14 protein-coding genes are annotated in these 19533 nt (G+C 74.7%); 9 read left to right on the plus strand and 5 right to left on the minus strand.

Annotated elements, in window-relative coordinates; all coding sequences use genetic code 11:
* The first annotated feature begins 13 nt into the window (after window positions 1–13).
* From ACZ7LB_RS29740 to ACZ7LB_RS29765, 6 genes are all read left to right on the plus strand, one after another.
* Window positions 14–4864 carry an SDR family NAD(P)-dependent oxidoreductase gene (locus ACZ7LB_RS29740; protein WP_471472439.1) on the plus strand — a complete coding sequence of 1617 codons (4851 nt, stop codon included), beginning with the start codon at window positions 14–16 and terminating at the stop codon, window positions 4862–4864.
* A 136-nt stretch (window positions 4865–5000) separates the two neighbouring features.
* The gene (locus ACZ7LB_RS29745) at window positions 5001–6425 is read left to right on the plus strand and encodes a cytochrome P450 (RefSeq protein ID WP_471472441.1); all 1425 of its coding nucleotides are present in this window, start codon (window positions 5001–5003) and stop codon (window positions 6423–6425) included.
* Entirely contained in the window at window positions 6422–7144 is a 723-nt protein-coding gene (locus ACZ7LB_RS29750; protein ID WP_471472443.1) for an SGNH/GDSL hydrolase family protein, read from the plus strand. The genes ACZ7LB_RS29745 and ACZ7LB_RS29750 overlap by 4 nt, the downstream gene beginning before the upstream one ends.
* Window positions 7145–7163: 19 nt before the next feature.
* Entirely contained in the window at window positions 7164–8564 is a 1401-nt protein-coding gene (locus ACZ7LB_RS29755; RefSeq protein ID WP_471472445.1) for an MFS transporter, read from the plus strand.
* A 427-nt stretch (window positions 8565–8991) separates the two neighbouring features.
* Window positions 8992–9471 (plus strand): diadenosine tetraphosphate hydrolase, encoded by a 480-nt coding sequence (locus ACZ7LB_RS29760; protein WP_471472562.1) that lies wholly within the window; start codon window positions 8992–8994, stop codon window positions 9469–9471.
* Window positions 9472–9887: 416 nt separating this feature from the next.
* The gene (locus ACZ7LB_RS29765; RefSeq protein WP_471472447.1) at window positions 9888–11129 is read left to right on the plus strand and encodes a pyroglutamyl-peptidase I; all 1242 of its coding nucleotides are present in this window, start codon (window positions 9888–9890) and stop codon (window positions 11127–11129) included.
* Between the two features lie 386 nt (window positions 11130–11515).
* Here the strand turns inward: ACZ7LB_RS29765 and ACZ7LB_RS29770 are convergent, their stop codons facing one another.
* Complete coding sequence (locus tag ACZ7LB_RS29770; RefSeq protein ID WP_471472449.1) at window positions 11516–11974, minus strand: GreA/GreB family elongation factor; 459 nt, start codon at window positions 11972–11974, stop codon at window positions 11516–11518.
* Between the two features lie 290 nt (window positions 11975–12264).
* On the opposite strand from ACZ7LB_RS29770, the gene wrbA reads away from it, so the two are divergent.
* Window positions 12265–12867: an NAD(P)H:quinone oxidoreductase gene (gene wrbA / locus ACZ7LB_RS29775; RefSeq protein ID WP_471472451.1), complete on the plus strand. Its 603-nt coding sequence runs from the start codon at window positions 12265–12267 to the stop codon at window positions 12865–12867.
* A gap of 56 nt (window positions 12868–12923) precedes the next feature.
* On the opposite strand, the gene ACZ7LB_RS29780 is transcribed toward wrbA, so the two are convergent.
* The gene (locus ACZ7LB_RS29780) at window positions 12924–14399 is read right to left on the minus strand and encodes a TolB family protein (RefSeq protein ID WP_471472453.1); all 1476 of its coding nucleotides are present in this window, start codon (window positions 14397–14399) and stop codon (window positions 12924–12926) included.
* 581 nt (window positions 14400–14980) lie between these two features.
* Here ACZ7LB_RS29780 and ACZ7LB_RS29785 point away from each other — a divergent pair.
* Together ACZ7LB_RS29785 and ACZ7LB_RS29790 are read left to right on the plus strand one after the other, a co-directional pair.
* Window positions 14981–15202: a CbtB domain-containing protein gene (locus ACZ7LB_RS29785; RefSeq protein WP_471472455.1), complete on the plus strand. Its 222-nt coding sequence runs from the start codon at window positions 14981–14983 to the stop codon at window positions 15200–15202.
* Between the two features lie 23 nt (window positions 15203–15225).
* The gene (locus ACZ7LB_RS29790) at window positions 15226–15984 is read left to right on the plus strand and encodes a CbtA family protein (RefSeq protein ID WP_471472457.1); all 759 of its coding nucleotides are present in this window, start codon (window positions 15226–15228) and stop codon (window positions 15982–15984) included.
* Between the two features lie 60 nt (window positions 15985–16044).
* On the opposite strand, the gene ACZ7LB_RS29795 is transcribed toward ACZ7LB_RS29790, so the two are convergent.
* Genes ACZ7LB_RS29795 through ACZ7LB_RS29805 form a run of 3 tightly spaced genes read right to left on the minus strand, consistent with a single transcriptional unit; the run spans window position 16045 to window position 19456 of the window.
* Window positions 16045–16782, minus strand: coding sequence for an SDR family NAD(P)-dependent oxidoreductase (locus tag ACZ7LB_RS29795; protein ID WP_471472459.1), 738 nt, complete (start codon window positions 16780–16782; stop codon window positions 16045–16047).
* 48 nt (window positions 16783–16830) lie between these two features.
* Window positions 16831–18117 carry a flavin-containing monooxygenase gene (locus tag ACZ7LB_RS29800; protein ID WP_471472461.1) on the minus strand — a complete coding sequence of 429 codons (1287 nt, stop codon included), beginning with the start codon at window positions 18115–18117 and terminating at the stop codon, window positions 16831–16833.
* A 13-nt stretch (window positions 18118–18130) separates the two neighbouring features.
* Window positions 18131–19456: an aminotransferase family protein gene (locus tag ACZ7LB_RS29805; RefSeq protein ID WP_471472463.1), complete on the minus strand. Its 1326-nt coding sequence runs from the start codon at window positions 19454–19456 to the stop codon at window positions 18131–18133.
* Window positions 19457–19533: the final 77 nt, after the last annotated feature.

The following is a 19533-nucleotide window of genomic DNA, read 5'->3' on the forward strand; positions in this document are numbered from 1 at the left end:
GACGCGTCTGCGGGTGAGTCATGCGTTCCATTCGCCGTTGATGGAGCCGATGCTCGACGAGTTCCGGGCCGTGGCCGAGGGGCTGGCCTTCGAGCGGCCTCGGATCGCGGTGGTGTCCAACCTGACCGGCGGCCTGGTCTCCGACGAGCTGACCGATCCTTCCTACTGGGTGAACCATGTCCGTGAGGCGGTGCGTTTCGCGGACGGCATCACGACTCTCGCCGCCGAAGGCGTGACCCGGTTCGTCGAGGTGGGCCCGGATGCCGTGCTGACGGCGATGGCCCGGCAGATCCTCGACGAGGACCGGGCGGTCTTCGTCCCGACGCTGCGGGCCCGTACTCCCGAGCCCGAGGCCTTCGCGGCCTTCCTGGGGCAGGCGCACACGGCCGGTGTTCCGGTCGACTGGGCTGCGTTCTACGCCGGTACCGGTGTGCGGCGCGTCGACCTGCCGACCTATGCCTTCCAGCGTGAGCGCTACTGGATCGCACCTGGTTCGGGTTCGGGTGACCCGGCGGCCGCCGGGCTGGGGCGGATCGAGCACCCGGTGCTCGGCGCGGCCGTCGCGGTCGGCGACCGGGACGAGTGGGTGTTCACCGGGCGGCTGTCCCGGGACACCGCGCCCTGGGTCAAGGACCACGCCGTGTTCGGCACCGTGGTCGTACCGGGCACCGCGCTGGTCGAACTGGCCCTGGCCGCGGGCAGGACGGCCGACACCCCGGCCGTGGAGGAGCTGGTGCTCGAAGCGCCGTTGATCCTCGCGGAGGGGGAGGCCCGCCAGATACAGGTGACCGTCGGTGCCCCCGCCGAGGACGGCTGCCGCGAGGTCGTGGTGTACTCGCGCCGCGAGGCCGAGGAGGAGGCCGCGGTGCGTCACGCCCGGGGCCGGCTGACGGCCGCGGTGGCCCCCGCCGGGGAGTTCCCCGCGGTCTGGCCGCCCGCGCGGGCGGTGCCCGTCGGGCTGGACGGGCTGTACCCGAGGCTCGCCGACGGCGGGTACGAGTACGGTCCCGTGTTCCAGGGCCTGCGCGCCGCCTGGCGCTCGGGTGAGGACGTGTACGCGGAGGTGGCGCTGCCCGAGGGCACCGGGGGCGAGGGCTTCGGTGTCCACCCGGCGCTCTTCGACGCGGTGCTGCACGGCGGCCTGGTGGAGAAGGACCTCGCCTCCGGCGTGGATCTGCCCTTCTCCTGGTCCGGAGTGCGCCTCGGCCACGGCACGGGCACCCGGGTGCGGGCACGGATCAGCCGGGGCGAGGGCTCCGCGCTGGGCGTCCACGTGGTGGACGAGCACGGGCTGACCGTGGTCGCCGTCGACGCGCTCTCGGTGCGCCCGGTGGACCCCGCCCAGCTCGCGGGGGCCGGAGCCACCGGCCGGGACGCCCTGTTCCGGCTGGACTGGACCCCGGTGACCGAGGAGGCCGGGGCCGACGACGCGGGTGTGCCGGCGGCCGTGGCGGTCCTGGGGGACTGTCCGGTGCCGGGTGAGCGTTTCGCGGATCTGGCGGCGCTGGAGCGGGCGGTGGCGGAGGGTGCGACCGCGCCCGGGACCGTGGCCGTCTCGGTCGGGACGCCGGACACTTCCGCCGGCGAGGCCGTGACCGCGCGTGCGGTGACGGCGGAGACGCTGGAGCTGCTGCGGCGCTGGCTGGCGAGTGGGTCGTTGTCGGGTTCGCGGCTGGTGGTGGTGACGCGGAACGGTGTTGCCGTCGGTGACGAGGCGCCGGATCTGGTGCAGGCTCCGGTGTGGGGTCTGGTGCGTACCGCGCAGTCGGAGAATCCGGGTCGGTTCACTCTGGTCGATCTCGGCACGGAGCGGGCCGTGGATGCCGCTGTGCGCTCGGAGCCCGGCTCGGGCGCCGATGGGGTGGCGGGTGCGGTCGGTCCGGACTGGGCGGGGTTGCTGGTCTCGGACGAGCCGCAGTTCGCGGTGCGTTCGGGTGAGGTGCTGGTGCCGAGGCTGGCGCGGGCGGAGGAGTTGCCGGAGGGCCGGGCCTGGCGGCTCGGCATCCGGGAGCGCGGTTCGCTCGACGGTCTCGCCCTGCTGCCCTCCGACAGCGAACGGCCCCTCGGGGCCACCGAGGTCCGGGTGGGTATCCGGGCCGCGGGCCTGAACTTCCGTGACGTGCTGATCGCGTTGGGGACGTATCCGGGCGAGGCGCCGCTGGGCAGCGAGGCCGCCGGTGTGGTGCTGGAGGTCGGTTCCGAGGTGACCGGGCTGGTGCCCGGGGACCGTGTGATGGGTCTGCTGATGGACCCGTTCGGCCCGGTCGGCATCACCGACCACCGGATGATCGTCCCCATGCCGGAGGGCTGGTCGTTCACCCGGGGCGCGGCGATGCCGCTGGTGTTCCTGACCGCGTACTACGCGCTGACGGACCTGGGCGGACTCCGTTCGGGGGAGCGGCTGCTGGTGCACGCCGCCGCCGGCGGTGTCGGCATGGCCGCCGTGCAGATCGCCCGGCACCTCGGTGCCGAGGTCCTCGCGACGGCCAGCGAGCCGAAGTGGGGGACCGTCCGTGACCTCGGGGTCGCGGAGGACCGGATCGCCTCCTCCCGCGACCTGGGCTTCCGGGAGCGGTTCCTGGAGGTCACCGGCGGTGAGGGTGTGGACGTCGTCCTGAACGCGCTCGCGGGCGAGTTCATCGACACCTCGCTGGACCTGCTGCCGCGCGGCGGCCGGTTCCTGGAGATGGGCAAGGCCGACATCCGCGACGCGGAAGCCGTCGCCGGGGCCCGCGCGGGCGTCCGGTACGTCTCCTTCGACCTCCTGGAGGCCGGTCCCGACCGGATCCAGGAGATGCTGCGGGACCTCGTCGCCCTCTTCGCCCGGGGCGCGCTGACCCACTCGCCCGTCCGTACCTGGGACGTGCGCCGGGGTGCGGACGCGTTCCGGTTCCTGCGGGAGGGCCGCAACGTCGGCAAGGTCGTCCTCACGGTCCCGGCCCAGCCGGACCCGGACGGCACCGTCCTGATCACCGGTGGCACGGGTGGTCTGGGCGCCGCGTTCGCGGAGCACTTCGTGCGGGAGTACGGTGCCCGGAACCTGCTGCTGCTCAGCCGTCGCGGTGCCGCCGCCGACGGTGCGGCCGGGCTGGTGGCGGGGCTGGAGGAACTGGGTGCGCGGGTGCGGGTGGAGGCGTGCGACGTCGCCGACCGTGCGCAGCTCGCCGCCGTGATCGCCTCGGTGGAGGCTCCGTTGACGGCGGTCGTGCACGCGGCCGGTGTGCTGGACGACGGTGTCATCGAGTCGTTGACCCCGGAGCAGCTGGACCGGGTGATGCGGCCCAAGCTGGACGCGGCCCTGCATCTGCACGAGCTGACCGCCGACAGCGAGCTCTCCGCCTTCGTCCTCTTCTCCTCCGTCGCCTCGCTGTTCGGCAGCGCGGGCCAGGGCAACTACGCCGCGGCGAACGCGTTCCTGGACGCGCTGGCCGCGCGGCGGCGGGCGGCCGGGCTTCCGGCGACCTCGCTGGCGTGGGGCCTGTGGGCGACGGCGGGCGGCATGGCCGGTGAACTCGGCGAGGCCGAGATCGCCCGCCTCGCCCGGATGGGCGTCGGCCCGCTGCCGACCGGACTGGGCCTGGACCTGTTCGACCGGGCGCGGCGGTCGGAGGAGGCCCTGCTGGCGCCGGTCCTCCTGGACCTGGGCGTGCTGAGGGCGCAGGCGCGGACGGGGATGCTCCCGGCGCTGTTCCGCGGCCTGGTGCGCGCCCGGAGCCGGGGGACCGACCCCGCCGGCGCGGGCTCCCTGGTGCGGCGGCTCGCGGGGGTGCCCGAGGAGGAGCGGGAGCAGGTGGTCCTGGACGTCGTCCTGACCCAGGTCGCCGCCGTCCTCGGGCACGCCTCGGGCTCCGCCGTCGACCCGGAGCGGGACTTCCGCGAGCTGGGCATCGACTCGCTCGGCGCCGTCGAACTCCGCAACCGGCTCACCCAGGCCACCGGCCTGCGGCTGGCCACCACGCTGGTCTTCGACCACCCGACGCCGCGCGCCATCGCCCGTCTCCTCCTCGACCAGGCCGGTGACCTGGCCGCGGCGGCCCCGGCCCCGGTGGAGAGCGGCCCCGACAGCGGAACACTCGGGGCGCTGCTGCGGCACGCGCACACCTCCGGCGCCATCGCGGAGGCGGTGCCGCTGCTGACCGGCGCGGCCCGGTTCCGGCCCGTGTTCGGCTCGGCCGCCGAACTGGGCGGGGCCGGACACGTGGCGCGGCTGGCCTCGGGCGACGCCCGGACGAAGATCGTCTGCGTGCCGTCCTTCGTGGTCGGGTCGAGCCCGCACCAGTTCATGCGGTTCGCCGACGGGTTCGACGGGGAGCGGGACGTGTTCGCCTGCTCGCTGCCCGGCTACCGGGACGCCGAACCGGCCCCCGGCTCCTGGGACGCGGCCGTCGAGGTGCTCACGGAGTCGATCGCCCGGACGGTCGGCGACGCGCCCTTCGTCCTGGTCGGCTACTCCACCGGCGGCGTCCTGGCGCATTCCGTGGCCGCCCGGTTCGAGGCCGCCGGGACCACCCCGGCCGGACTGGTCCTGATCGACACGCCGATGCCGGAGTCCGAGCAGGAGACCAACGGGGTCTTCAGCGCGGTGATGGCCCAGATCCTCGCCCGGGACACCGGGGCCGGGGCCGTCACCGACGCCGAATGGCTCACGATGGGCGCCTACATGGGTCTGCTCGCCGGCCACACCCCCGCACCGGTCGCCGCCCCGAGCCTGCTGATCCGCGCCGATGTGCCGCTGACCGCGGACACCTGGCCGTCCTGGGACGTCGCGGACACCGAGGTCAAGCTCGCCGCCGACCACTTCGGCCTCATCGAGGCGGAGGCGGCCGAGACCGCCGCGGCCACCCGGAGGTGGCTGCGGACGTGATCCCCGACCCCCGGAAGCGGCCCCCGCCCGGATCCCGTACCCGTATCCGACCCGGCCGGAGCCAGACCCGGCCGCACCACGCCAACCCGGAGCAGCACACGTGAACACGAACCACACGAGCGGAGAGAACTCACCGATGAACACCCCCGAGGCGGGCCCGGCGGCCCGTTGCCCCGTCGACCACGGCGCGGCCGCCCCGGCCGCCACCATCCCCGCGACCGCGCTCCCGGGGTCGAAGAAGCACGCGGTGGCCCAGCTCTACAACTACTGGACCAACCCGCAGGCGTTCGTCGAGAACTGCCGCAAGGAGTACGGCCCCCGCTTCCAGGTCAGCATCCGGCTCCCTCCGCGCCCGGTGTACGTCCTCACCACCCCGGACGACGTCAAGGCCATGTTCACCGCGCCCGCCGACGTCCTCCACACCGGCAACGGCTCGGCCACCATCGAGAAGTACACCGGCCAGTCCGGACTGGCCTGGCTCGACGAGGACGAGCACAAGGTCCGCCGCAAGGCCATGATGCCCAGCTACCACGGCGGTGCCCTGGAGCGGATCGCCGAGGCCATCACCGAGACGGTCCGGACCGACGTGGCCGACTGGCCGCGCGGCACCTCCGTCCAGCTCCACTCGCACATCCACAGCTTCACGATGAACGTCATCCGCGAGGTGGTGTACGGACCCGAGGGCCCGTCCCGCTGGAAGGAACTCCACCGGCTGCTGCTGGAGATGATGGAGTTCAACAACGGTCCGGCGTCCCCGATGCTGCTCCACAAGATGCCGCCCCGGATGGTGCGGGTCCTGCGGGCGATCCGGCCGCTGGGCCTGGAGCGCTTCCTCAAGCTGCGCGAGCGGGTCGACCGCCTCGTCTACGAGACGATCGACGAGCACCGCGACGCCGGCCGCCGCGGCGACGACCTGCTCTCCCGGCTGCTGGAGATGACCCACCCCGACGGCAGGCCGCTCAGCGACAGCGAGATCCGCGACGAGCTGTCCACCATCTTCCTCGCGGGGACCGAGACCACCGCCGCCGCCATCGCCTGGGCCTTCGTCTACCTGGCCCGGGACCGGGCGGCCGTCGCCCGCATCCGCGAGGAGATGGCCACGGGCGAGGACACCTACCTCACCGCCGTGGTCCACGAGGTGCTGCGGCTGCGGCCCTCCATCCCCAACATCATCGTCCGCGAGGTCAAGAAGCCCATCGAGATCGGCGGCGTCCGCTACGAGCCCGGCCAGCACCTCTGGGCCAGCGCCTTCCTCCTCAACCGCGACCCCGACCTGTACGAGGACCCGGACGCCTTCCGGCCCGAGCGGTTCATCGGCGTCAAGCCCGGCACGTACTCCTGGATCCCCTTCGGCGGCGGACGCATCCGCTGCCTCGGCGACCGGATCGCCCTGCTGGAGATGAAGGCCGTCATCAGCGAGGTCCTCCGCCAGTGCGACCTGCACGTCGCCGACCCCGAGCCCGAGCGGGCCCGCAGCCGGATCGTCGTCAACGTGCCCGCCGACTTCGCCCGGATGGAACTGCGCCCCCGCGTTCCGGCGGCACAGACGGCAGGCGCATGAACGCCCTGCTGCTGCCCCTGATCGCCGCCCAGGGACTCTGGGTGCGGGCCAGGACCGAGGTGCTGCCCGAGGCCGGGGGGCCCACGACCGGCACCGTCGGCGAGGGCACCCCCGGCACCCCGCTGCGGATCGCCGTCCTCGGGGAGTCCACCGCCGCCGGCTGCGGCGTGGACTCCCACGACGAGGGCTTCCCCGGCAGCCTCGCCCGCGCCCTGTCCGAACGGCACGGCGCCCCCGTCACCTGGGAGGTCGTCGGCCAGCACGGGGCGACCGGCCGCCGGGTCCGCCACCGGCTGCTCCCGCGGCTCGGCCGGGACTACGACCTCGCGGTGCTGCTCGCCGGCTCCAACGACGTGCTGGGCCGGCGGGCCCCCGAGGAGTGGGGCGAGGACCTCGCCGCGATCCTCGACGAACTCGCCGACCGCTCCGCCTCCGTGGTCGTCGTGGGCATCCCGCCGTTCGCGGACTTCCCCTCGCTGCCGTCCGCCCTGGCGCGCTACTGCGCCGAGCGGGCGGCGGCCGCCGACCGGGTCTCCCGGACGGTGTGCGCGGAACGGCCCCGGACCACCTTCATGGGCTCCACCGACATCATGGAGATCACCCCGGAGTTCTTCGCCCGCGACGGATTCCACCCCTCCGCCTTCGGCTACGGCCGCTGGGCGCGGGCCGTCTGCGACCATCTGAGCCCGGGCGGGTCCCGGCCGGGAGGGACCGCATGACCGACAGGAGGCCCGGGGCATGACCCCACCCGACAGCGGGACGGTCCCGCGGCGGGGCTGGAGCATCGCGGTCGTCCTCACCGGCGTCTTCGTCTCCTCGCTCGACCTGTTCATCGTCAACATCGCCTTCCCGGACCTGGCCCGGTCCTTCCCCACGGCGACCCTCAGCGACCTGTCCTGGGTGCTGAGCGTCTACGCGATCACCTTCGCGGCGCTCCTCGCCCCGGCGGGCCGCTGGGCGGACCAGTCCGGCCGCAAGCGCGCCTTCCTGGCCGGACTGGCCCTGTTCACCCTGGCCTCGGCGCTGTGCGCCGCGGCCCCCTCGCTGGGGTGGCTCGTCGCCGCGCGGGCCCTTCAGGCCGTCGGCGGCGGACTGATGCTGCCCAGCTCCCTGGGGCTGCTGCTGCCGCTGTTCCCGCTGGAGCGGCGGGGCGCCGCGGTCGGGCTGTGGTCGGCGATGGGCGGCGCCGCGGCCGCCCTCGGCCCGCCCGTCGGCGGGCTCCTCGTCGACGCGGGCTGGCAGTGGGTGTTCCTGGTGAACCTGCCGGTCGGCGTCGCCGGGGTCCTGGTCGGGGCGTGGGCCCTGCGCGAGGTGCGTGAGGAGTCCCGCACCTCGCCCGACGTGCTGGGCGCGCTGGTCCTCGCCGTCACCGTGGGCGCCCTGGTCGCGGCCATCGTCCAGGGCGAGACCTGGGGCTGGACCGACGGGCGGGTCCTCGGGCTGGGCGCGGCCGGGCTGGCCGGCATCGCGCTCAGCGCCGTCCGGGCCGTCCGCCACCCGGCCCCCGTGATCGAACCCGCGATCCTGCGCATCCGCGCCGTGGCCCTGGCCAACGTCGCGACCATGCTGTTCTTCGCCGGGTTCGGCGCCATGGCCCTCGGGGCGGTCCTGTTCCTGACCCGGATCTGGCAGCACTCGGTGCTGCGCGCCGGGCTGGAGATGGCCCCCGGCCCGCTCATGGCGGCGGTGTGCGCCATCCCGGGCGGGCTGCTGGCCACCAGGTACGGCAACCATCTGGTCGGCTGCGTGGGCAGTCTCCTCTTCGCGGGCGGCGGCCTCCTGTGGGCGACGGCCACCGGGGTCGACCCCGCCTACGCGGCCGACTTCCTGCCCGCCGGGATCATCGCCGGCATCGGCTCGGGCCTGGCCCTGCCCTGTCTGTCCGGAGCGGCGACGCTGCCGCTGCCGCCCGAACGCTTCGCCACCGGCACGGCCATGGTCTCCATGTGCCGGCAGATCGGCCTCGCGCTCGGTGCGGCCGTCGTGGCCGCCCTCATCGGCACCCGCCCCGATCTGGCCGCCTTCCACGCCAGTTGGTACTTCATGGCGGCCTGCGGACTGGCGGGCGGAGTGGCGATGCTGGGGGTCCGCGACACCGGCCCGCGGCTGGTCCCGGCGGCCGGAGCCGTCGCGCGGTGACCCGGTCTCCCTCGCCGGACCGGGAACGGCGGGGGAGGACGAGGGGATCGACGAGGGCGACGGGACCGGAGCGGTCGGAGGGGCCGGACGGGCCGGCGAGTCCGGAGGGGCCGGCGAGATCCGGTTCTCCCGCCGTCCCGCTCCCCGTCCGCGCCGTACGACGTCCCGGGCACCGGTGCCCTTACGCCGCCGGGTCCGGGCGCCGCGGCACCGGCACCGTACGCGCACCGGCACGGTCCCGGGCCGGACCGCGGTGACGGGCCCGGGCGGGGCGGCACCCGGCCGCACGGGACCGTGCGGTACGGCACCGCCACGACGGCGACCGCTCCGCGCAGGGCGCCGCGCGCTCCCGGACCGGGAGCGCCACTCGGTCGCGCTCCCATGTCCCCCCAACTGGACGCTGGTCGCGTCCGGTTGGATGACCGCCATGGTCGACGACTGGCGGACGGACCGGATCGGAAGCGCCCTGCGAGGCGAGAACCCCACGGTGCTCCGGCGCTTGGGCGCGGGGTTCGCGGTGATCGGCGACGTGCAGTTCCTCCCGGGCTACTCGGTCCTCCTGACGGACGACCCCGGGGTGGAGCGGCTCTCCGACCTGCCCCGGGCGGGACGGCTGGCCTTCCTCTCCGACATGGACCGCCTCGGGGAGGCCGTCGAGCGGGCGTCCCGCCGCCTGGACGCGGCCTTCCTGCGGGTCAACCTGGAGATCCTGGGCAACAGGGACGGGTTCCTGCACGCGCACGTGTGGCCCCGGTTCGGATGGGAGCCGCCCGGCCTGGTGAGCGGGCCGGTGTGGTGCTACCCCCGAGACCGGTGGACGGACGAGCGGTACGCCCTCGGCCCCCGGCACGCCCCGCTGCGCAGGGCCGTCGGCGAGGAACTGGACCGCCTCCGCCCGGCGCGCTGACGGCGGGCGGAGCGGCACGGCCCGGCGCCGGTCTCCCCGCCGTCCCGCGTCCGGCCGCGGTGGCGGTGTGCCGTCGGTGAGGACGGTACGCCGGGACGGCGGGCGCCCTCGTGCGCGGAGCGGGGGCCGGAAGCGGCCGGTCCCGCCGCCGCCGGCGGCGTGGGCGCTCCCGTGGTGTTCGCGGTCGGCGGCCCAGGCCCGGCGTCCGGTGGCAGGCCGGTCGGGGACGCGTCCCGAAGGGGCGGTCCGGGGCCGGACGGGCACCCCGTACGGCTCCCGGCCGCCCGCCGTGCCGCCTCCCTCGCCCCGGAAGCGCACGGTCCTCCCCGGGACCGGGAGAAGCCGTAGCGGGAGGGGTGCGTGGGGCGGAATACTGCCGACGGCCCGTCACACCCCCCACCGGGAAGGACCTCTCCGTGTCATCGATACGCAGCGCCCTCGTCGTCGCCCTCGCCGCCGCCCTGGCGGGTGTCGTCCCGCAGGCCGCGGCCAGCCCCGGACCCGCTCCGCGCGACACCGTCGAGGAGGCGCGGCTGGACCGGGCCGAGCCCCAGGAGATCCTGCGGCGCGGCGGATTCGCCTCCGTGGACGAGGAGTTGCGCGCCGAACTCGCCCGGGCGCACTCCTTCGCGCAGGCCGAGCGGACCGTCGCCCGGCACGGCGCGCGGCTGTGGCAGCGGGCCGTCGACCGCGCCCAGGGCCGTGGGCCCGCCCGCGGTGACCTCTCGCGCGACGACGACCGCCCGCTGTACTGGGCGCGGCTCTCCCTCACCCGTGAACTGCGGTCCTGGCAGGCCCGGTTCCGCCTCTCCGACGAGGGACGCGCGCGGCTGCTGGACCGGCTGGAGCGCTCCTCCCGGGGCCAGGACTCGATCCGCTTCCCCCGGGGCAAGGGAGTCAAGCGGATCCTGCTGACCGGCTTCGACCCGTTCACGCTCGACCGGGACATCCGGATCAGCAACCCCTCCGGCGCCACCGCCCTCGCCCTGGACGGCGCCCTGCTGCGCACCGCCGACGGCTCCCTGGCCCGGGTGGAGACGGCCGTCTTCCCCGTCCGCTGGGCGGACTTCGCCGACGGCACGGTGGAACGGGCCCTGCGCCCGCACCTGCCGGAGGTGGACCTGTTCACCACGGTGAGCCAGGGCCGCCCGGGACGCTTCGACGTGGAGCGCACCAACGGCGCCTGGCGCGGCGGCTTCCCGGACAACGACAACCTCTCGTCCACCGGGACCGTGCCGGTGGGCGACCCCGCCTCCCAGCCGCAGTGGACGACCACGACGCTCCCGTACGCGGCGATCGCGGCGGCGCGGACCGGCCGCTTCCCGGTCCTCGACAACACCGCGGTGACCGAGATCCCGGCCGGCTCGGACACCCCGACGGTGCGCCCGGACGGGCCGACGCCCGGCTCGCGGGCCAGGGCGGGCGCCGGCGGGGACTACCTGTCGAACGAGATCGCCTACCGGGCGACCCTGCTGCGGGACCGCCTGGGCCTCACCCGGCTGCGCGGCGGCCATCTGCACACCCCGGTACTGGAGTTCGGCGCGGGCAACACCGACCCGGCGACGGGCACGGTCACCGACGCCGGGTTCGTGCGGAACCGGGTGGACATCATCGCCCAGGTGCGGGCGATCCTCGGCGTGGCGGCTGCCCGGCGCTGACCAGGGGGCCGGGCGCGGTGGTCGCCCCCGTCGGGCCGGTCGGATCCCCGTGGAACGGCGCGGGGAGCCACCGGTCCGGTGCCACCACCCGGGCACCGGGCCACCGGCTGCCCGTGTACCGGCCATCCGTGCACCGGCCCGCGCATCCGACCGGCCCCGGCACGCGCGACGCCCGTCGCCGGGTCCCTCGGCCGCCGCCCGGCGTACCGCGCCGCCCCGCGGGGACCGCGACGAATCCGGCAGTAATTCCCCCTTGGGGCGAGGGGAGGGGGCGAGGGGGAGGGGAAGAGGGGCCAAGGACGGCCCCGGGTGAGGTCCCGTAGACGGCCCGGGGCATCCGCCCCACGGCAGCCGCCCCTTGACGACGGCCCCGGAAGCCCCCGCGCTCAGCCCAGCGAGAGCACCGTCGCCGTGTCCGGTCCGCCGGGGGTCCGGTAGTCCACGCGCGCACCGGCCCGGTGCCCGAGCAGCGCCAGGCCCAGCGGGCTGTCCGCGGTGACCACGTCCAGGTCCTCCGGTGTCGCGGTCTCCCCGATGGACAGGGTCCGCTCGGTGCCGTCGCCGAAACGCACCCGGACGGTCGTGCCGACGGCGATCACGTCCTCGCGCGGCGGTCCCGCCGTGTCGGCCCGGCGCAGCCGCTCGGTCAGTTCGTCGAGCCGGTCGTCGATCCGCCGCAGCCGGTCCGCGCGCTCCAGTTCGTCGGCCCGGTCGGCCTCGTCGCCCGGGGCGTCCGCGTCACCGAGCGTCGCGGCCACCGCGTCGCGCTCCGTCCGCAGCTCGTCGCGCTCCCGCTGCACCGCCCGGCGGGCCTCGGCACTGATCGGTTCCGGCTCACCGCTCATGGTCGCTCCCGGAGGTGGTCGTACGGAACGGCACGGTCGGACGGCATACGGCAGCGCGGCCGCCCTTACCAGCGTAGGCGCCGGGAGGGCGGCGCACGAACCGGGAGGAATCCCCCGCGGCCCTCCCGGTGGGGCAGCGGCACACCGCCCCGCCCCGCGCGGACCCGAGGGACGCCCCCGGCGCGCCCGTCACCCGGGCGCACCAGGCAGCGGCGCCTGCGGGGGCGGGGCGCCGGGCCCGGCCGCACAGTGGGGCTGTCGTCCCGTCTCCGTCCGGAAGGGCACCCCGCATGAGCATCCGCGTCGCCGTCATCTACTACAGCGCCACCGGGAACGTCCACGCCCTGGCCGAGGCCCTGGCGAAGGGGGCGGAGAGCCGCAACGCCGAGGTGCGGCTGCGCCGGGTGGAGGAACTCGCCCCCGACTCGGCGATCGACGCCAACCCGGCGTGGCGGGCCCATGTGGACGCCACCAGGAACGCCGTGCCGGTGGCGACCCTGGAGGACCTGGAGTGGGCCTCCGCCTACGCCTTCGGCACCCCGACCCGCTTCGGGAACGTGTCCTCCCAGCTCAAGCAGTTCATGGACCAGACCGGCGGACTGTGGCAGGCGGGAGTGTTCCACAACAAGCCGGCCACCAGCTTCACGTCCTCGCTCAACCGGCACGGCGGGCAGGAGTCCACGATCCTCTCGTTGAACAACGTCTTCTACCACTGGGGCAACATCATCGTCCCGCCCGGTTACACCGACCCGCTGCTGTTCGCGGCCGGCGGCAACCCCTACGGCACGAGCTGGCCCAGCGGCGGCAACGAGCGCCCCGACGGGGCCACCCTCGACGCGGCCCACTACCAGGGACGCCACCTCGCCGACATCACCACCCAGCTCGCGGGCTGAACCCGGTTCCGCGCGGCGCCGCCGGGGAGCGCCCGGCCGCGCCGCGCGGTCCGTCGTCAGCGGCGGCGCGTGCGCAGGGCGAACACGTCGGAGAAGCCGTTGGCGTCGTCCGGGGCGGTGTCCTGGTACTCCGTGAACAGCAGCGTCCGGCCGTGCGCGTCGACCAGCGGCGGCAGGAACTCGTCCGCCGTGTCCGACGGGGTGCGGACCGCCTCCGTACGGCCGCCGCGCGGAGCGTGGCGGAAGACGCCGAGCCGGCCGTCGGTGTCACCCGGCACCAGGTTGTCCGAGTCGGAGGTGAAGTACACCCAGCGGCCGTCCGCGCTCATCACGGCGGAGGTGTCCTCGCCGGTGCCGTCGGCGCCGCCGAGGCCCCGCCCGACCTGGGTCGTCGTCCCGGTGCGCAGATCGCGCAGGTAGGCGACGTAGCGGTGGGTGGTGACGGCCCTCCGGTCGATCTCCCAGCCGATGAAGACCACGTGCCGTCCGTCGGGGGCCACCGAGCTGCTCGCCGGGGCCACCCCGGTCAGCTTGCCGTCGGGGTTCACGCTCGCCCCGCTGGTCCGGCCCGAGTCCAGGTCGTACAGGTAGAGCGGGTAGGCGCGCGGCTTGAGGACGCCCGGGGCGTCCGCTCCCGCGCCGGAGTGCCTGGCCGTCCCGATGGCGCCGGGCCCGGTGGTGCCGGACCCGCCCGTCCCGCCGGGGTCCTCCCCGGAGGTCCCGGAGCCGTCGTCGGGGAGCAGGTTGGTGGCCCTGGAGGTGAAGGTGACCTTCCGGCCGTCCGCGCTGATGCCCGGTTCCACCGAGGGCCCGTTGGACGGCGAGCCGTCGGCCCCGATGCTGACCACCCGTGACACCCCGGTGGTGCGGTCGGCGACGAAGATGTTCAGCACCGGGTAGGTCCTGGTCCGTCCCGGATCGAGGTCCTGCCGCTTGGACTGGAAGGCGATGTACCGCCCGTCGCGGCTGATCACCAGCGGGCCCATCGAGCCCTCGTGGTCGGCCGGCGCACCCGGGGCCGGACGGGTCACCCGCCGGGTCCGGTGGGTGGCGAGGTCGCGGACGTAGACGTCCGTGCCGCCGTCCGCCTCACCGGTGACCAGCCCGTCGTTGGCCGCGACGAAGGCGACGTAGCGGCCGTTGCCGCTGATCGCCCCCTCGGCCGCCCCGGCGGCGCTCTGCCTCCCGCCCGTCCCCACGTCGACCCGTTCGATCCGCCCGGTGCGCAGGTCGCGGACGAAGAGGTCCGTGGCGCCGTTGGTGTCCCCGGGCACCAGGTTGGCGGCATCGGAGGAGAACAGCGCGTACCGCCCGTTCCCGCTCAGCCCGTAGGCGTACGAGTCGCCGTCGGAGGGCGCGCCCCCGGCGCCCGTGCTCACCCGCACCGGGCCCGCGCCGGGCGCCGCCGTCGCGGGCAGTGCCGCCGCGGCCCCCGTCAGCAGCGCCGCCGACAGGACCGAGCACCGCCACAGGGCCCTCCGGCCGCGCGGTGCCGCTCCCCCGTGCGTTCGTCCATCCGTTCTCCGGCTCATGGCCGCCCCTCCCGTGAAGCGCCGGTGCTCCGGCCGGCGTCCCGCGGGGCGCCGTTCGCTCGGCGCGCACCTCCCGGGCGCCGGGCGGTTTTGGCAGTCGGACAGCGGAAGCCAACTCCCGCAGGCTCCGCGCGGTCAACGCCCCTTTGGCCCGGGCACGGCCACAACCCGCCGCTCCGCCGCCCGGCCGCAGGGCCCGCGCCACCGCCCGTCGCCGCCCCGGCCTGCGGTCGCGCGCTCCCGGCGGGCGGCGCGGCCCGGCGGCGGCCGGTACGAAACGCGACCGGAAAGGGCCAGTCGCCCCGGTTCGTCAACTTCCCCGACCCGAGGGCGCGATGGGGGAGGCGCGGGCCGGGTTCCGCTGTGAGAACGGTCTCCCGGCCGCCGGGCCCATTGGCCATGTCCCCGCCAAGGGGTATCGTCGCCCCGTTACCGACGACGGCGCAACGGAAGCCGGTGGGAAACCGGCACGGTCGCGCCACTGTGTGCGCCACCCCCTCGGGGGAGGCGTGAGTCAGACCCGTGGCCGTCGTCATGCACACCCTGAGATGGGACGCGAACTCCCCGAGGAGGAACCCGCCATGGCGCAGCACATCGCTCAGCCGACCGTCACGACTCCCGTCGTTCCCGCCACGATTCCGGTGAAGTCCATCGCCCCCTGGGCGGTCTTCTTCGGCGTCCTCATGCTGATCGTGCTCTACTTCGTCGGCGCCGAGCAGGGCGCCACCTCCGTGTTCAGCGGTACCGGTGTCCACGAGTGGGTGCACGACGCACGCCACCTGCTCGGCTTCCCCTGCCACTGACCGGGGCGGAACCAGCAGACATCATGAACTCCGCAACGGTCAGAAACCTCCTGGTGCGGGGCATGCTCGCCGGCCTCGCCGCCGGCGTGCTCGCCCTCGTCGTCGCCTACTTCCTCGGCGAGCCGCACATCGACAGCGCGATCGGCTTCGAGGAGGCCCACGCGCACGAGCACGGCGAGGAGGAACTCGTCTCCCGCTCGGTGCAGTCCACCGCGGGCCTCGCCACCGGCATCCTGCTCTACGGCGTCGCCTTCGGCGGCATCGCCGCGCTCGTGTACTGCTTCGCGCTGGGCCGGCTCGGCCGCTTCTCGCCCCGGGCCACGGCGCTGCTGCTCTCCGGCTGCGCCCTGCTCGTCCTCTACGTCGTCCCGTTCCTGAAGTACCCGGCCAACCCGCCCGCCGTCGGCGACGGCGACACCATCGCCCGGCGGACCGGCCTGTACCTCCTGATGATGGTCCTGGCGGTGCTCCTCGCCGTCGCCGCGACCCTGTTCGGCCGGCGGCTCGCCCCCGTCCTGGGCACCTGGTGGGCCACGGTCGCGGGGGTCGCCGCCTTCGTCGTCGTGACCGGGCTGGCGTACGCCTTCCTGCCCTCGGTCAACGAGGTGCCGGCGGGGTTCCCGGGCGCCCTGCTCTGGCGGTTCCGCGTCTCGGCGCTCGCCCTCCAGATCACCTTCTGGACCGGATTCGGCCTCGCCTTCGGCGAACTGGCCCAGCGCCTGCTCCATCCGGCCACCGCCCCGCCCCGGGCCCCGGCCGCGGCGGCCACCACCGCTGGCTGAACCACCGGAGGCAGCCGGTCCGGGCCCGGGCGCGCGGTTCGCGACGCCCGGGCCCGGCGGTCAGTGCGCCGAGAAGCCCCCGTCGACCGGGACCTCGACCCCGGTGACGAACGAGGCCGCCGGTGACGCGAGGAACGCGACCACGCTGGAGATCTCGGAGGGGTCGGCGCCGCGGTCCATGGGGGTCGCCTCACGGACGTAGGACCGTCCCTCGTCCGCGAGTTGCTGCGTCTGCACGGTTCCCGGGGACACGCAGTTCGCGCGGACGCCGACCGCCGCGCCCTCGACCGCGGCGGTGCGGGTCATCCCGACGACGGCCGCCTTGCTCGCCGTGTACGCGACGTAGCCGGGATTGCTGTGCAGGCCGTAGACGGAGGCGACGTTCACGATGGCGCCGCGGGCGTCGGCCAGCAGGGCCCAGCACTTGTTCATCCCGAGGAACACCCCCGTGGTGTTCACGGAGAGCACCCGCTCGAACCGTGCGAGGTTCTCCTCCGGGATCTCCGCCGTGTGGACGATGCCCGCGTTGTTGACCAGGACGTCGAGGGCGCCGTGCGCCTCGTCGAGGTGGGCGGTGAGCGCGTCCCAGTCGGCCTCGGACGTCACGTCGTGGTGGCGGTACACGACCTTCAGGCCCCGGCCGGTGAGCTCCTCCTGGAGGGCCGCGCCGAGGTCGTCGAGCAGGTCGAGGGCGTAGACGGTGGCGCCCCGCTCGGCGAACAGGGTGGTGTGCGCGGCACCCTGGCCGCGGGCGCCGCCGGTGACGACGACGGTCCTGCCGGTGAAGTCGGTGGTCATGATCTGGTCCTCTCTCGGGGGTGGTCGGTTCGCTCGGGTGCGGTGGCGTCAGGCGGTGGCGCCGAGGAGACCCCGGCGGACGCGGGCGACCGTGCCGAGCGTGGACCGGTGCATGGCGTCCCACGCCGGACGCTGGAGTTCGAGGTCGCCGAAGCCCTCGTCGCCCTTCTGGAACTCGCGGACGATCGGCGTGGTGGGGGCGGCCCGTTGCAGTTCGATCAGATCGCCGATCAGCGCGGCCTGCTGGTCGTAGACCGGCCATTGCGCGCCCATGGGCGCGATGAGCCCCACGAGGAACAGGTTGGAGAGCCCGTCGACGAGGGTGCCGGAGGCCCAGCGGCGCGGCATGTCCTTCTCCCGCCTCATCACGCTCTCGGAGAGGAAGGACGCCTCGTAGCGGAACCCGGTCGCGAGGAGGATCGTGTCGAAGTCGTCGCTCGTCCCGTCGTCGAAGGTCACCGTGGTGCCCCGCACCTCGGCCACGGCCGGGCGGACCCGCACCCGGCCGTGCTGGATCCAGTAGGGGAGGAGGTCGTTGACGATCGAGCGCTGCTTGGTGAGGTCGCGCGACGGGGGCTTCGGCAGCCCGGCGTACTGCTCGGGGCGGCCGACGCTGACCCGGACCAGATAGCGCAGGACGAGCGCCGCGAGCTTCGGCGGGAGCTTCTGGGTGGGCAGTTCGGCGCGCGGGCGGCCCAGGATCGACTTCGGCATGAAGACGAACCCGTGCCGGATGGAGATGCTGACCTCGTGGCGGGCCTGCGCGGCGTCCACCGCCAGGTCGCAGCCGGAGTTTCCGGAGCCGATGACGAGGACCCGTCCGCCGTCCAGGTCACCGGTGTTGCGGTAGTCCACCGAGTGCAGGACCTTTCCCGCGAACTCGCCCGGCAGTTCGGGCACGTACGGGTGGTGGAGGTGGCCGTTGGCCACGACGACGGCGTCGAACGGCAGGGTCTCGCCCGTGCCCAGCTCGACCTCCCATCCGTTCAGGCCGTCGCCGGTGCCGACGGGCCGGACGTCCGCGACGGCCGTCCCGAGCCGGATGTGCCGCAGCAGGTCGAACCGTCGCGCGAACGACTCCATGTAGGCGATGATCTGGTCGCGGCTGGGGTAGGCCGGGTAGTCGGCCGGCTGGGGGAAGCCGCGGAACATCGACGTCGACTTCGGCGTGATGAGGTGCAGCGCCTCGTAGTCGTGGTTCCAGTGGCCGCCGACGCGGTCGTCCCGGTCGAAGCAGGTCACCGCGTACCCGCGCTCGACCAGTTCGCGCGTGGCGGCCAGGCCGGCCGCTCCCGCTCCGATGACCGCGACGGTGCGAGGGGAGGTGTTCTTCATCAGTGGGTCCCAGTCAGATGTCGAGAGATGCGCGAATGGAGCGGAGGCTGTCGTCGAGGCGGCTCAGCAGGTCGTCGAGTTCGTCGTCGGTCGCGTTGAGGGGCGGGGCGACGATGAGCGCGTCACCGAGCCCGTCGCCCGCGCACAGCCGCGCGGGATAGACGAGGAGACCGTGCTCCGCCGCCGTGGCGACCGCGCGCGCCGTGACGTCCAGGGCGGGGTCGAAGGGCTCCGTGGTGCCGGGGAGGGTGAACTCCAGCCCCCACATGTAGCCGGTGCCGCGGACGTCGCCGATGATCCCGGACCCCTCCGCGACGGCCGTGAGCTGCCGGCCGAGCCGCTCCCCCCGTTCGGTGACGCGCCGGAGCAGGTCCTCCTCCTCGATGACGGCCAGCGCGGCGAGACCCACGGCGCAGTTGAGCGGGAAGTTCGTGAAGGTGTGGCCCGCCGCGACGGAGGGGAAGGCGACGCTGACGCGTTCCCAGACCCTGTCGGAGACGGTGACGCCGCCCAGGGGCGCGTATCCGCCCGCGACGCCCTTGGCGAAGCACACGATGTCGGGGACGGCGGTCGAGTGCTGGAACGCGAACCACCTGCCGGTGCGGCCGAAGCCGGACATCACCTCGTCGCAGATCCACAGCACGTCGTGCTCGTCGCACAGCGCCCGCAGCTCCTCGAAGAACCCGGGCGGTGGAACGACCACCCCGGACGACGAGCCGCCGACGCCCTCGAGCACCACGGCCGCCGTGTGCTCGACGTCGAGCGCGGCGAACTCGTCGCGCAGCCGGGCGACGGCCCGCCGCGCCGCGGTGCTCCCGTCCGGAACGTCGAGCCGGAAGGTCTGGGGCACGGTGATGGTCTGCTCACCGCGCACCAGGGGCCTGAACGCCGACGAATACCGGGGCTGTCCGCTCAGGTTCATCGCGCCGAGCGTGTTGCCGTGGTAGCTGACCGCGCCCGAGACGAACCGGTGCTTGCCCGGCCGCCCTTCGGCCGCCCAGGTCATATGGGCCAGTTTCATGGCGAGTTCGACGGCCTCGGAGCCGCCGCAGACGAACGAGGACCGTCCGAAGCCCGGGCCGAGCCGGGCGGCGACCTCGACCGCCAGGCGCTCGGCCGGAGCGTTGCGGAACTGGCCGCGGTGCGCGAACACCAGCTCGTGCGACTGGCGGTGCAGCGCGTCGAGCATCGCGGGGTGGCCGTGGCCCAGGTTCGCCGCGAGTGGTCCGGAGGACCCGTCGATGTAGTCGCGGCCGTCGGCCGTGTGGATGCGTGCCCCCTGCCCCCGGACGGCCAGGGGAAGGGCACGGGCCGAGGACGGTATGAGTGCCGCGGGCATGGCGGACCTTTCTCCGGCGGGTGGACCGGAAGTCGAGTGGTGGGTCTGCTGCGGTGGTTCGCCGGACGATTCCCGGC

Source organism: Streptomyces sp. NPDC107521, from assembly GCF_055598485.1.

What these genes read in the sequence shown, in the direction of transcription:
- ACZ7LB_RS29745 (WP_471472441.1), top strand. Translation starts at nt 5,001, where the DNA reads ATGAACACCCCCGAGGCGGGCCCGGCGGCCCGTTGCCCCGTCGACCAC.
- ACZ7LB_RS29750 (WP_471472443.1), top strand. Translation starts at nt 6,422, where the DNA reads ATGAACGCCCTGCTGCTGCCCCTGATCGCCGCCCAGGGACTCTGGGTG.
- ACZ7LB_RS29755 (WP_471472445.1), top strand. Translation starts at nt 7,164, where the DNA reads ATGACCCCACCCGACAGCGGGACGGTCCCGCGGCGGGGCTGGAGCATC.
- ACZ7LB_RS29760 (WP_471472562.1), top strand. Translation starts at nt 8,992, where the DNA reads ATGGTCGACGACTGGCGGACGGACCGGATCGGAAGCGCCCTGCGAGGC.
- ACZ7LB_RS29770 (WP_471472449.1), bottom strand. Translation starts at nt 11,974, where the DNA reads ATGAGCGGTGAGCCGGAACCGATCAGTGCCGAGGCCCGCCGGGCGGTG.
- wrbA (WP_471472451.1), top strand. Translation starts at nt 12,265, where the DNA reads ATGAGCATCCGCGTCGCCGTCATCTACTACAGCGCCACCGGGAACGTC.
- ACZ7LB_RS29780 (WP_471472453.1), bottom strand. Translation starts at nt 14,399, where the DNA reads ATGAGCCGGAGAACGGATGGACGAACGCACGGGGGAGCGGCACCGCGC.
- ACZ7LB_RS29785 (WP_471472455.1), top strand. Translation starts at nt 14,981, where the DNA reads ATGGCGCAGCACATCGCTCAGCCGACCGTCACGACTCCCGTCGTTCCC.
- ACZ7LB_RS29790 (WP_471472457.1), top strand. Translation starts at nt 15,226, where the DNA reads ATGAACTCCGCAACGGTCAGAAACCTCCTGGTGCGGGGCATGCTCGCC.
- ACZ7LB_RS29795 (WP_471472459.1), bottom strand. Translation starts at nt 16,782, where the DNA reads ATGACCACCGACTTCACCGGCAGGACCGTCGTCGTCACCGGCGGCGCC.
- ACZ7LB_RS29800 (WP_471472461.1), bottom strand. Translation starts at nt 18,117, where the DNA reads ATGAAGAACACCTCCCCTCGCACCGTCGCGGTCATCGGAGCGGGAGCG.
- ACZ7LB_RS29805 (WP_471472463.1), bottom strand. Translation starts at nt 19,456, where the DNA reads ATGCCCGCGGCACTCATACCGTCCTCGGCCCGTGCCCTTCCCCTGGCC.